We start from the raw sequence: 13,858 nt of genomic DNA on the forward strand, positions 1-13,858 counted from the left end.
TAATGCGATTTAATTATATTTGAGAAAGAATTAATCTTTCTTTTTATAGCCAATTCCACTAGGAAGTGGATTGTCTTTTTCTTGAGAATCTAGTTTTTCTTCAGTTTCTTCTTCTGTAATTTCTTTATCTTTTTTGCTAAAAATTTTTCGAAGTAATTCGCCAAAAGTATCAAAATCTACAGAATAAGCAATACCAAGACCTTGCGTATAACCAATTTCTTCTCCAAAGTTTCTAATACTATTTTCTCTATTGAATACCGTGGCGGTTAATGTTCCTTCTTCATTCAACAAGAAATCTATTTGCACATCTCCTGCAATTACAGAATCTGAGGCTCCTCCAACTGGTACTCCTACTTTACCGTTAATAAGTACACGGTCTGTAATTTTAGTTTGCAGTGTAAAACCAACACGATCGTCTGTGTTAAATTCTGGGTTTCTTTGTCCTGCTTCAAAATTTAAACCAATTTTTAATTTATTATCTGAGTCTGTGAAAATACCGTTTATTAGCCCATTAATACGTTCTGCTATAGTTCCTGTGAAGTTAACATCTTGTAGTTGTCGATTAAACCCTCCAGTTGTTAATAGATATAATGCTTGGTTTTCTTTATCAGTATCAGAATCTAATCTGTAATTTAATTCAGATTTGATAGTAGAGCTTGCGTTAGGAAACTCGAATTTAAATTCCGGTTCGGGTCTTTCTAGTCGTCCTGTTAACTTAATCTCTAATTCTACAGGAATGGCTCTATTTATAGGACTATCTAATAAAGGTGATGGATTTGTTCTTGTTTTGTATATCGCTTGAATATTTAATTCTGCTTCTAAGGGATTTCCATTCCATTGTATTGTACTTTCATAAGGTTTTACACTAAATTCTTTTTGCACTACGCCACCATATAAAAAATTGTAGACACCTTCATGAACCACAAAATCACCATACATATTAAACTTACCATTAGTATTAATATTAAAGTTTAAAAAACCATTTCCACGTCCTCTAATTGTACTTCCAGACTCCTTATCCATTACAATTTCTATTAGAGCATCTTGAGTAACATCTAAATCGAAAAAGAGTTCTAAACCAGAAATGTCTTTAGATTCAATGACTTTACCTTTGGATTTTGCTAATTTCTCTTCAGGTGTTAAAAAATAAATAAAAGAATTATCTCCAAAAGATTCAACATCGCTTAATGGAATATAGAATTCTGTTCCTTTTTTAGTTTCAGCTTCCGCAGTTACCCTAAGTGCTTCTGTTGGACCAAAAATATTTGCAACGCCACTTATAAAACCCGTTCCGTAATAAAGAGCCTCATCGGTTGCTTTAGTATCTAACACTAAAAGTCTATCGGTTTCAATGCCTAAATTTAATCTCCATTTAGCAAAGTTTACATGACTTACAATGCCATCTAAAACTCCTTTTGTACCATGTTTAACATCTGTTAGTTTAATATCATTAAAATTAAAATTTTGACTATCTAAAGTTACCGATGAATTATTAGCAAAATCGAAATCAACATTTAAATATGGTATTTTTAAACCGCCCTTGTTAATATTTAAAGCGCCATTAAAATTAGGTTGATTTAAATTTCCAACAACAGCAATTTTACCTGTAACATCTCCTCTAATATTACTTAGAACTGGTTCTAATAAAGGCGAAAGGATATTGATGTTAAAATCGTTAAAGCGCAGATCTACATCTATAACTGGATTATTTGAAGACACATCGATATTTCCAATAGCTTCGAAAGCATTTTTTGTATCGTCTTTAATTTTTGCCTTTACACTATAATTAGTAAGCGATTGATTCCCTTTTATATAAGCATCGAAAGAACCGAAATAAGTACTATTAATCTCTAAACCATCTATTGTTATTGAAGAACTTGGAAGGTATATTCCGTTTTTCTGAAGTAAATCTAACTTACCATTTACATTTCCTGCTAAAGACAAACTGTCTAATTGAGGAGTGATTTTAGCCAAATCTACATCTTTAAAATTAAGTTTTAAATCTTTATAAGTAGAATCTCTTACAGCTCCTTCGAGTCTTATTTCTTCGTTATTATGACTTAAGATTAACTGGTCTATACTAAAATCTTTGAAACCATTAGCTATCTCAATTTTGTTGTATTTATCGGAAGCTTCATTAAGTTTCCAAAGGTTATTTCTAAAAGTAACTTCACTCGTTTTAAAACCAACTATAGAATTATTTTTTTCGTTAATTGTGTGATAAAAGCTAAGGTTATATTCGTCTGTATTAGAATCCCCTCCTTTAAATTCACTACGCATATATAACGTATCGTTTAAAGTGACATTAATTAAATTGAATTTAGAAATGTTGTAGAAGTTAGTATATAAACTGTCGATCTCTACATAGGTGTTAAAAAGTGGGTTTTTATTATCTACCTCTACTTCTATTTTATTTGCGAAATAATCTAACCATTCTATTTTGGGAGATTTAAAAGTGAGTTTAAACTCTTTCTCATCGGTTTCTACACGGCCTCTTACAAAGGTGTTTTTTCCTAATTTAATATCTGGATAAAATACTTCTACTATTTTATTGTAAATTTTAAAGTTGAAGTTTATAAACTGGTCGGTTTCAATAGTGTTTGGCGATTGGCTAGTGTAAATACTCATAATAGAATTTTCGAATAAATTCGCAACATCTTTAAACAAGAATTCACCACGCATAGTACCTTTTATAATATCTGGAGAGTTTACTTTAATAATATGTTCTTTACCATTAAAACTTGATGTCACATCAAAATCTTCAAAATAATAATCGTCAATTTCATTTTTATAATTCGTTTTTTTGAAAGTAATATTACCAACAGCATCATCTACGGTTGTGCCTTTTATTTTCATTTGCACATTTCCTTTAAAAAGCGATAGGCTGTCTCTCGAATAGATATTTAATTTTTTTAAATCGGCATATTCAACATTAGCAGAAAAATCGAAAGCATTTATATTTGTTGATAAATCTGCTAATCCATTAAAATCGAGTTTAAGATTAGTATCGTTGGCAAGAAGCCTACCATTAAATACACTTTGTTTGTATTCTCCATTTACAATAATATTCTGGTAGTTATATTCATTGTATTTAATGGCATATACATCTCCTTTAATTACAGCTCTTAAGTTTTCTTTTTTGAAACCAAAACCATCGATATCTAAGTTCGAAGATATTTCACCTAAATTTGTGTCTTCTAAAAACTCACCAATATTAAACTGATCGAAAATAATGTTTCCTTTATATGTTGCTTGATCTATATTATCAACATTTGTAATGCTTAATTTAGATTTTATAAATCCAAGATTAGTTTCTATATCAAAATCTGCATTAATTTTTGTTGGTGTAATATTGGTTGTTCCTTTAATATTAAAATCTCCTAACTTATCGAATATAGAAGGAATTGAAGCTCCTAAAACATTAGGCAATAAACGTTTTAAGTCTTTATAGTTTGACGTTAGGTTTGAGAAATTACCATTCATAGCGAAATTATTTTCTTCACTATTTAAAAGGTTCTTAAAAACTATATCTCCATAGATTTTGGTTCTTGCACTTGTATTTAGCCTTAAATCACTAAGTTTTAAATCGTTTAAAGTACCAGAAACTTTAGTGTTAAAGCGCGCATGTTGATTTACACCAAATTCGTTGTAAAAGACATTCAATTCGTCGAGAGCAATATTTGCATCGCTAAAATGAGCTTCTACTTTTACTTTGTTTTCGAAATCTTTAAAATCTTCTCTATCATAATTAAAAGTTAGATTTCCTTTAAGTTTAGAGTTTTTTGTTCTTATATTAAGGTTTTCAAAGATCATATTTTCAAGCGTATATTGAAAATTAGTAGACATATTTTGAATTACCAATCCACGACTATCTATAAACGAGAGTTTGTTTATTCGTGTGCTTACATCGCTACCATTAATAAGGAAATTAGTAGCATTAATATCTAATTTATCGAATTCAAGAATCTTGGGGGTCTCTTTATTTTCATCTATTAACCTAAATAAACCGTCGTAAATAGAAACATCGCTTGAAGACAATAGGAATTCACTTTTTTCTAGTCTTGGATTTTCATCATCGAATCTGGCAACAAAAACGTCAAGGTTAGTATCTGTTTCACCTTTATAGGTAACAACATTAAAGATAAGACCTTCCATATCTATATCTCCAAAATCTAAAGTACCATTAAATAGATTTTTAAAATTTAAAATTGAAGTATTTAATTCTTTAGCACTAATAAGCGTATTCTGTTTAAAATCGCATATTAATATTTCTTTTAACTCTACGTCTCCATTAAACTGAAGACCTATCTTACCAATATTAATATCTGTTTTAAAATCTTCGTTAATCCATTCTGTAGCATACTTTCCTAACTTAGTTTGTACAGCGGGAATAGAAAAGAACAACACCAGAATGATGAAGAGTAGCAATAATATTGCTAACAGTTTGCCTAGTATTTTTAGAAATTTCTTGATAAAAAATTTAAGTTTAAAAAGCTACCTTTGTTTTCGGTTTAATTCAACTCAAAATTAACAATTATAATGCCGAATATTAACTAATACCAAATAAACATTAAAATAAGCTATATAATTAGTTTCTATTGCACTTATAGTGCAGAACAAAACCATAACTGATTACAATACTTATTTTTCATCTAAGCACAATATAATTTAAAGTATTTATGGATCATTTTAAAATTCATTTGATATAATGTCTAAACAAAATATTTATATTCTAGGAATTGAGTCTTCTTGCGATGACACATCGGCTTCTGTACTTTGTAACGACACTGTTTTAAGTAATGTTGTAGCAACTCAAAAAATTCATGAAGAATTTGGTGGTGTTGTTCCAGAATTAGCATCTCGCGCACACCAACAAAACATTGTTCCAGTTGTGCATCAAGCCATAAAAGAAGCAAATATTAATAAAGAGCAGCTTCATGCTATCGCATTTACTAGAGGCCCAGGCTTAATGGGATCGCTATTAGTTGGTACTAGTTTCGCCAAGTCTTTGGCTTTTGGTTTAGATATCCCTCTAATAGATGTAAACCATATGCAAGCACATATTTTAGCACATTTTATTGCTGAAGACGGTTTTACAAAACCAACATTTCCATTTCTTGGCATGACCATTTCTGGAGGCCACACACAAATTGTAAAAGTAAATAGCCATTTTAATATGGAAGTTATTGGCGAAACTATAGATGATGCTGTTGGTGAAGCTTACGACAAAAGCGGAAAAACATTAGGCCTAGGTTATCCTGCAGGTCCAGAAATAGACAAACGTGCACAATTAGGAAACCCAAAAGCATTTCAATTTACTAAGCCAAAAGTTGCTGGTTTAAACTTTAGCTTTTCTGGATTTAAAACTGCTGTGCTCTACTTTATTCAGCGAGAAGTTAAAAAGAATCCAAATTTTATTGCCGAAAATCTAAACGATATCTGTGCTTCTATTCAATATACCATTATTGGCATTTTAATGGATAAACTAAAATTGGCAACTAAAGAAACTGGTATAAAACATATTGCAATCGGTGGTGGTGTTTCGGCTAATTCTGGCATTAGAAAAGCCCTAAAAGAAGGTGAACAAAAATTTGGTTGGACAACCTATATTCCTAAATTTGAATTCACTACAGATAATGCTGCAATGATTGGAATTGTTGGGTATTTAAAGTATTTAGAAAAGGACTTTGCTAAAAGTGATGTCATGGCTTCCTCACGATTAAAGATCTAATGAATAATGCTATTACCCTCATTTTAGACGCCCTAGTTTATGGCTTTTGTTTTACCTCTCTAATAAGTTATATTCTATCGGTTTTCAAATTTAAAAACATAAAACGTATCAACCGTAGTTTTTTTCAATATGCTATTAAAACTATTCGAATTGTAGCCATAGTATATATATTGTATTACATATTCGATTTAGCTAATTATCACTTCACTAAAGATCAAAGCTTATTTTCAAAGAGAGCAGCAGGACCTTATTGGTTTGCGTATTGGATAATGCTACTACAACCCTTTGTATTCTGTTTACTAATTCAGTTATTATGGCTTAATAAATATCAAAAAAAGAGTATTCATAATTTCATATTAGTGTTTTTTATTTTCTTTTTCACTTTGGCTTCTGGAGCAAACATTGAGCGCTATATTATTTTAATCACTTCTTTTCATCGCGATTACGCACCAGATAGTTATTATATCTATAATATTAATATGAGTTGGTTTCAAATTATATTATTTGGAATCTCACTGCGTATATTGATGTTCTCTGTATTAGTTTTGGGCGTTCGGTATATTCATAAAAAACTAATTTCTAACTCACTAACATAAGATTACTGTATTCTTAGCAATGGCGTTGTTAAAATCCTTGTTAATAACCTTATCAATTATTACAATAGAAGCCTTATTTTTTCGTTTTTTTGTGTTATTAAAATGAAATACTCAATTATAATGAATAAAATCGTAATCCTACTTTTACTAAGTGTATCGCTGTGCTCTTTTGCACAAAATAAAGCTAAAAAAGAACTTAAAAGCATTGAAACATTTGAGCAAGCCGAAGACTATGCTAATAACTCTACAAAGTCTAAAAAGATAAGATTATTGGTTTTTAATACCGAAAAGCATCAAAGTTCTCTCGCAAAAGAGCTTTTAGAAATGCCTTCAGGTTTCACGAAAACCGAAAGAACTCAATTTAAAAAAATATATTATAAAGTCATTAAAAAAGAAAAAGAACCGCACTATAGAATAAGCTATATTTTTTTTGATGGCAATAAGATGCCAGTAGACGAAATTTACAGACTCCGTAAACAAATTATGATTAAATACAGTAAAGGTGTCGATTTTGGAGATTTAGCAAAAAAGTATTCTATGGCAACTAATGCTATACAAGGTGGAGATTCTGGTTGGGTAAAAGATGGAGAGTTACCCATTGAAATTGAAGATGAAGCTAACAATTTAAAACACCAATTAGATGATATTTTTGATGTAGGAATTACAGATGATAATGGATTCTATATTATAAAAAAAACACACAGGCTAAAAACAATAAAAGAAGTTTACGTACTTAAAGTGCAAGAAGCTAGAGACTAATGCAATTATTTTATAATCCTGAAATTAACGAAAACACCACGCAATTTTCTTTCTCTAAAGAAGAGAGTAAACATATTGTAAAAGTTTTACGTAAAAAAGTTGGAGATATAATGCACATTACAAATGGTAGCGGCTGGTTGTTTTCGGCTGAAATAATTTTGGATACTATAAAAAAATGTGTTGCCGAAGTAAAAACGAAACAATTTCAAACGCCATCAAAATACCATTTACATCTAGCAGTTGCGCCAACAAAAATGAACGACCGCTACGAGTGGTTTCTTGAAAAAGCTACAGAAATTGGCATTCAAGAGATTACACCAATTATTTGCGACCATAGCGAGCGCAAATATATTAAACAAGAACGTTTCGAGAAGATAGTACAATCTGCAATGAAACAGTCTTTAAGTTGTTATTTGCCTAAATTAAACGAAGCCATAGCCTACAAAGACTTTATAAAACAAGATTTTACAGGAGATTTATTTATTGCGCACTGCGAGGAAACTAACAGGAAATCGCTAAAACAAGAACTGAAACCTAATCAAGAGACAACTATATTAATTGGTCCTGAAGGCGATTTTTCTATTAAAGAAATAGCATTGGCTTTAGTAGAGCATACATTTATTCCTGTAACCTTAGGAGAGACACGCTTACGAACCGAGACTGCTGCTATTGTTTCTTGTCACTCTGTTGCCTTTGTAAATGAGTAACCTTTTTTTATCTTACGGGATAACCGACAACATAAAAGTGTTCATCCCTTAACTTATTTATGGGATATTGGTCATATTGCCTGCTATATAGCGAGTTGGCAACAAGCAGTAGATAAATTGAAATGGGATATAAAAAAGTATGTTTAGATTGCCGAAAAGCATTTAATAGACCATTTGAATTTGGAAAGGTTCGTATCTCAATTTGTCCACAATGCGAAAAACCAATGACCGAATTAAATCACTTGTTTCAACCACCAAAACAGACTGATAAAAAAAAAATGGGATGTTGTGAAATTTTTGGAAGATAATAGATTTAATTATTATCACGTTTGGGAAAAAATTTTCAAGAATTCAAACGGAGACATTAGAGGATATCAGAATTACGCTAAATATCCAGAATCTATGAAAGATGCAAAAGAATTCGTAGAAAAATATAAAGAACAAATTATTGCTTAAAAAATATGACTGAATCCCAATTAAACAAAATAGAAAGTAGGCTGAATAATTCGACTAAAGGAAATTGGATTCCAATGATTGAGGGAATAACACACGATTCGGGTTCTGACTTTATAATGACAAACGTTAAGAATAAAGATGACTATGACAATCCTAAAAGAGGTCAAGATATTGAACTAAACGGAGGAACAAAAGATGATATTATTTTTATAGCAAATGCCAAGCAGGATATTCAAAAAATGATTATTGAAATAAGAAACCTGAAAAGTAAAACGAAATAAAGCCAGTCGCCTAAATGCGCAAATAACAAATAGAAAGCGAAGATATACAAGTACACTATTTACCGGTAAAAAACATCTATTGGGAACCTTTCTATACAACAATATAAATTTTAAGATAAATGCAATTTGCATTGGTTTCTTTTTTATTTTTGAAATATGATATTTAGTAGAGAAAAATCTAAAACACTTTCAGTAATTATAATGCTTATAATGGCATTATGTTTTCAATTTACTGTTGCTCAAGACTTGGCAATCCTAAAATACAAAGGTGGTGGAGATTGGTATTCTAACCCAACAGCTTTGCCAAACCTAATCAAGTTCTGTAACGAGACTATCGATACAAAAATGAACGAAAAGCCAGAAACGGTGGAAGTTGGTAGTACAGATATTTTTCAATTTCCTTTATTGCACATGACAGGTCACGGAAATGTTTTTTTTAGTGAAGATGAAGCCGAAAACCTTCGTAATTACTTAATTTCTGGTGGTTTTTTGCATATTGATGATAATTATGGAATGAAACAATACATCACTAAAGAATTAAAAAAAGTTTTTCCAAATCAAGAATTAAAAGAATTACCAAAAAATCACGAGATCTTTAAAACTGCTTTTGCATTTCCTAAAGGTTTACCAAAAATCCATGAACACGATGGTAAAAGACCACAAGCATTTGGTTTGTTTCATGAGAATAGATTAGTACTTGTATTTACTCTTGAAAGCGATTTAGGAGACGGTTGGGAAGATCAAGAAGTACATAATGATCCTGAAGCTATTAGATTAAAAGCTTTGCAAATGGGAGCTAATATTGTGAAATATGCGTTTGAAAATTAGACAACCTTAAACCTTAGATATTGAAATTATCCTATTATTGCTCTTCGTGTAAAAAAGAGAATTACATAAAAACTAATGCTCATGAACGCTATGGGTTTTTGCAGGAATATGGGAAAAATAAAATAAATGAAAGGTGTCAACATTGTGGAAATCACACAAAAAAAGATATAAATAGATTACATGCTGAGCCTAATAATTATTTAATCTTTGGAGGTATTGTTATTGCTGTTATATTTACAAATTCACTTTGAGGAATAGGCTATATTATTACTTTAACCGCAGGCATCCCATTTTATTTTTGGATTAATGAAAATAAAAAAACAAGTACATTTAATAGATCAAGAGTGAGATAAAGAAATTAACCATAAATAGATTCATATACTTGCAACTCACCCACTACACCACTAACTTCAACAAAAAAACATTCCCAATCACTTTAGTTTGCGAAAACGTAACCAATGCCTCAAATATTGGCAGCTTGTTTCGTATTGCAGATGCTTTTGGAATAGAAAATATCATCTTTTGTGGTAATGCTATTCCATTAGGGAGAAAAATGACTAAAACGTCTCGTGCGACTGAAAAAGTTGTGAAATATGAAGTAATTGAGAACATTTCTGAAGCTGTTATAAATTTAATAACATCAAATTATCAATGCATTGCTTTAGAAATAACAGAAAATAGTTTACCAATACATGCGTTTGAATTTTCAACAGATAAACCAATAGCAATAATTATTGGTGATGAGAATTTTGGAGTATCGGAAGCCATATTAAAACAATGCCAACATAGTCTTCATGTTAATATGTTTGGACAAAATAGCAGTATGAACGTTGCACAAGCAACCAACATTGCACTCTATGAAATAACAAAACAATTACAAAAAATACAATAGTACTATCATTAAAGATGAATAGTAATTATTATTGAAAGTGCAATTCAATGATTACATCCTATTTTAATCACTTTTATTTTTTTTATACGTCTTTTAATCGTATATTTACGTAGTTCATCGAATATTGTGATTTAATAAAGGGATAAAAATATTTCAATTGACAGTTAAATTAATTTCATCCTTGATAAGGATTAACCAACAGTAAAACGTTAAAAACAGTACTATATAATGCTATTTAGACACACTTTCTGGTACTATAGATAGCTCAAATGGTTTTGTTTTGGATGATACCATTCGGGAAGTAATAGAAAATGTTAATATAAATCGAAGTAATTAGAAAATTTATGAATCAAAATCTCATTGTTTTAATAGTGTTTTTAGTTTTTTTAATGGCTTTTATAGTCCATATTTTAATTTCGATTTCAAAAATTAAGGACAGACGCTTTCGGGGTTCTAAAGGAGATAAAAACAATTTGTTTCACAAGATACTTTTAAAATACATAATTAAAAACTTACCAGAATAAAAACGACTTGTATAAATAAAAAAAACCATCCTATATTGAGATGGTTTTTACATTTAAACCAATAACTATTATTCTTTTAATTATACAATACCCATTGTCTTTAAATAAGAGCTTTTAATTGATATTGTTAGTTTATCAAATACTATAAACATTGCGATAACTACAAATTTACATTTTTGATAAAAAAAATAATTATTAGTAATTTAATAATTCTAATTCTATCTGTATCTTTACTTCATGAATTCAAAAGCAATCTCTAACGGAATCTTAAAAGCAATTGCTATATTGGTTGGCATATTTTTAACGCTATTATTCTTTTATAAAATACAATCTATAATAGTCTATGTGGCTATAGCTGCAGTAATATCTCTTATAGGAAGACCTATTGTGTTATTTTTAAGACAACGTTTAAAGTTTAAAAATGCATTAGCAGTAATTGTTACTATGCTCTTATTAATTGGGCTACTTGTTGGTCTAGTACTGCTGTTTATACCCTTAATTATTGAGCAAGGTCAAAATCTATCCTTATTAGATATTAATAAATTGCAAGAGAATACAGAGTATTTATATAACGAAACTGTTGCCTATTTTGATCTTAAACATATAGACGTAGAAAAGTCTATCAAGGATACTAATATTTTAACCAAAATTGACTATTCTATTATTCCAAACTTTTTAAACTCAATAATTGGAGGTTTAGGTAGTTTTAGTATAGGTTTGTTTTCTGTATTGTTTATTTCATTCTTCTTTTTAAAAGACAGTAAATTGTTTGCAAATGGAATACTAACATTCATTCCTGATACTAAAGAATCACGCTGGGAGAACTCTTCTACTAAAATAAAGGATTTGCTATCGAGGTATTTTGTTGGTTTAATATTTCAAATCCTCATTCTATTTATTATTTACACCATATTCTTATTAATTTCAGGAACAGAAAATGCAATAATAATTGCGTTTTTATGTGCTCTACTAAACTTGATACCATATGTTGGACCAATGATAAGTGGTGTATTAATGATTATTTTATCCATGACAAGTAATTTAGGAGAAAGTTTTAATGATGTTATTATGCCTGCTACACTATGGGTTATTATTGGTTTTGTCATTGGTCAATTAATAGATAACTTTTTAAGCCAACCTATTATATTTTCTAAAAGTGTAAAATCGCACCCACTAGAAATATTTTTAGTTATCCTTGTTGCGGGAGTGTTATTTGGAATTGTAGGTTTAATAGTTGCCATTCCTGCTTATACTGCTATAAAAGTAATTTTAAAAGAGTTTTTATCCGATAATAAAATAGTAAAAAAACTCACAAAAAATATATAATCTATACTTTGAATAAGGCATTACTAAATACTGAAAATCAATTAATTATAAATAGTAATTTATACTCAAATATTAGTGATTTATTATTGAAAGGCATTGCAACTTCAACTGCAGAAACTAAAGAATTAATACACCAAATAGAAGCAAAAAAACGTTGTGAAAAAAAGTTAAAAACGTGGATCTCTTCTGAAAACATATACTACCCAAACAAACTAAATATAGAGCAAACCTCCTCTGAAATCACTGCTCAATACAAAGCTAATTTAATCTCGGGAGAATCATTAATTGATTTAACAGGAGGTTTTGGAGTCGATTGTTATTACTTCTCTAAACGAATAGATCATGTATATCATTGCGAAATCGATAACAGTTTATCTCAAATTGTAAAACACAATTACCAGCAGCTTGGCATAGAAAATATTACATGCTTAGCAGAAAGTGGTATTACAGCCTTAGAACAAGAAAAACGTCATTTCGATTGGGTATACATCGATCCTTCAAGACGAGATGATACTAAAGGAAAAGTTTTTTTACTAAAAGATTGCCTTCCTAATGTTCCAGAACATTTACAACTACTTTTTAAATATTCTAAAAATGTAATGATTAAGACATCACCGCTATTGGATATTACTTCTGGGATTTCAGAACTATGCAACGTAAAAACCATTCATTCCATAGCAGTAAAGAATGAAGTAAAAGAGTTGTTATGGATTTTAGAACGCGATTATAACGGCACCATAGCAATTAAAACTGTAAATATCACAAAAGAAAATAACCAAATATTTGATTTTAATTTAAATGAAGAATACCCAGCTAACGCCTCTTTAAGCGAACCTCTCACCTATTTATACGAGCCAAATGCTGCTATTTTAAAAGCTGGAGCATTTGATATTTTAGCTAAAAAACTTAATTTAAAGAAATTACATAAACATTCTCATTTATATACCTCTACAAAACAAGTAAATTTCCCAGGTCGCTGTTTTAAAATAGAAACTGTTTTAGAATACAATAAAAAGAAGTTTAAACGCGGATTTAAGAGCACAAAAGCCAATGTAAGCACTAGAAACTTTCCTGCCACTGTTCAACAAATTCGTGAAAAACTCAATTTAAAAGATGGTGGCGATGATTACTTATTTTTTACAACCGACTTAGATAATAACAAAATGGCTGTTATTTGTAAAAAGGCCTAATCCTTAATTTTTTATTCTTCTTCGCTACTACTATCTTTAGAACGCGCTACAATAGCACGCAAACGTTCCTTCCTTGCCATTTTCTCTTGTCTTAGCTTATTACGCTTCTTATCCATAAGCTTAGTATGCTTCGCTTTATTTTTTGTGTTTTTAGCACTACCAGATTTCCCCATAGATAATAGTTATTTAATTAAGAAAGGACTTAAAACAAGAAATCCCTTTCAAATAAATGAAAAGGATTCTGTGAGCCCGACAGGATTCGAACCTGTGACCGCCTCCTTAGAAGGGAGGTGCTCTATCCAGCTGAGCTACGAGCCCGTAGCATTTAATAAAAGTCGGGGTGGCAGGATTCGAACCTGCGGCCTCCACGTCCCAAACGTGGCGCGATAACCGGGCTACGCTACACCCCGAAAAAGGTTATCAAAAAATTAATCTTGAAAAATATTGCGGAGAGACAGGGATTCGAACCCTGGGTAAGTGTTGCCACCTACGACGATTTAGCAAACCGTTCCTTTCGGCCACTCAGGCACCTCTCCAATTATTTGTATGAACGTTGCAATAAATTGCG

The 13,858-nt window shown here is 30.3% G+C and carries 12 protein-coding genes and 3 tRNA genes; 10 read left to right on the forward strand and 5 right to left on the reverse strand.

The genetic code is table 11. The features are described from left to right. Window positions 1–30: 30 nt before the first annotated feature. Window positions 31–4,428, reverse strand: a complete 4,398-nt coding sequence (locus RH82_RS04890; RefSeq protein ID WP_241148009.1) for a translocation/assembly module TamB domain-containing protein — start codon at window positions 4,426–4,428, stop codon at window positions 31–33. Window positions 4,429–4,708: 280 nt separating this feature from the next. Between RH82_RS04890 and tsaD the strand changes: the two genes are divergently transcribed. From tsaD to RH82_RS04945, 10 genes are all read left to right on the forward strand, one after another. After that, window positions 4,709–5,731, forward strand: a complete 1,023-nt coding sequence (gene tsaD, locus RH82_RS04895; RefSeq protein ID WP_034058596.1) for a tRNA (adenosine(37)-N6)-threonylcarbamoyltransferase complex transferase subunit TsaD — start codon at window positions 4,709–4,711, stop codon at window positions 5,729–5,731. After that, window positions 5,731–6,327, forward strand: a complete 597-nt coding sequence (locus RH82_RS04900) for a hypothetical protein (protein WP_034058598.1) — start codon at window positions 5,731–5,733, stop codon at window positions 6,325–6,327. The genes tsaD and RH82_RS04900 overlap by 1 nt, the downstream gene beginning before the upstream one ends. Window positions 6,328–6,447: 120 nt before the next feature. Then, on the forward strand, window positions 6,448–7,086 hold the full coding sequence (locus tag RH82_RS04905) for a peptidylprolyl isomerase (RefSeq protein ID WP_034058601.1): 639 nt from the start codon (window positions 6,448–6,450) through the stop codon (window positions 7,084–7,086). Next, window positions 7,086–7,793 (forward strand): 16S rRNA (uracil(1498)-N(3))-methyltransferase, encoded by a 708-nt coding sequence (locus tag RH82_RS04910; protein WP_034058604.1) that lies wholly within the window; start codon window positions 7,086–7,088, stop codon window positions 7,791–7,793. Before RH82_RS04905 ends, RH82_RS04910 begins: the two co-directional genes overlap by 1 nt. Window positions 7,794–8,090: 297 nt before the next feature. Further along, a complete protein-coding gene (locus RH82_RS18335) occupies window positions 8,091–8,249 on the forward strand; it encodes a hypothetical protein (protein ID WP_156112416.1) in 159 nt (52 codons plus the stop codon). Window positions 8,250–8,254: 5 nt separating this feature from the next. Beyond that, the gene (locus RH82_RS04920) at window positions 8,255–8,530 is read left to right on the forward strand and encodes a hypothetical protein (protein ID WP_034058609.1); all 276 of its coding nucleotides are present in this window, start codon (window positions 8,255–8,257) and stop codon (window positions 8,528–8,530) included. 201 nt (window positions 8,531–8,731) lie between these two features. Beyond that, window positions 8,732–9,358: a DUF4159 domain-containing protein gene (locus tag RH82_RS04925; protein WP_052158218.1), complete on the forward strand. Its 627-nt coding sequence runs from the start codon at window positions 8,732–8,734 to the stop codon at window positions 9,356–9,358. Between the two features lie 382 nt (window positions 9,359–9,740). Further along, complete coding sequence (locus RH82_RS04935; RefSeq protein WP_034058616.1) at window positions 9,741–10,250, forward strand: TrmH family RNA methyltransferase; 510 nt, start codon at window positions 9,741–9,743, stop codon at window positions 10,248–10,250. 761 nt (window positions 10,251–11,011) lie between these two features. Further along, window positions 11,012–12,100, forward strand: coding sequence for an AI-2E family transporter (locus RH82_RS04940; RefSeq protein WP_034058618.1), 1,089 nt, complete (start codon window positions 11,012–11,014; stop codon window positions 12,098–12,100). An 8-nt stretch (window positions 12,101–12,108) separates the two neighbouring features. After that, a complete protein-coding gene (locus tag RH82_RS04945; RefSeq protein ID WP_034058621.1) occupies window positions 12,109–13,290 on the forward strand; it encodes a THUMP-like domain-containing protein in 1,182 nt (393 codons plus the stop codon). Between the two features lie 11 nt (window positions 13,291–13,301). On the opposite strand, the gene RH82_RS18605 is transcribed toward RH82_RS04945, so the two are convergent. The 4 genes from RH82_RS18605 to RH82_RS04960 all read right to left on the reverse strand — a co-directional run bounded on the left by RH82_RS18605 (window position 13,302) and on the right by RH82_RS04960 (window position 13,826). After that, window positions 13,302–13,463 (reverse strand): hypothetical protein, encoded by a 162-nt coding sequence (locus RH82_RS18605; RefSeq protein ID WP_164483827.1) that lies wholly within the window; start codon window positions 13,461–13,463, stop codon window positions 13,302–13,304. 71 nt (window positions 13,464–13,534) lie between these two features. Then, a tRNA-Arg gene (locus RH82_RS04950) sits at window positions 13,535–13,608 on the reverse strand. Between the two features lie 17 nt (window positions 13,609–13,625). Further along, a tRNA-Pro gene (locus tag RH82_RS04955) sits at window positions 13,626–13,700 on the reverse strand. Window positions 13,701–13,737: 37 nt separating this feature from the next. Then, window positions 13,738–13,826 (reverse strand) — tRNA-Ser (locus RH82_RS04960). Window positions 13,827–13,858: the final 32 nt, after the last annotated feature.

Source organism: Lacinutrix jangbogonensis (assembly GCF_000797445.1).
Taxonomy (GTDB): Bacteria; Bacteroidota; Bacteroidia; order Flavobacteriales; family Flavobacteriaceae; genus Lacinutrix; species Lacinutrix jangbogonensis.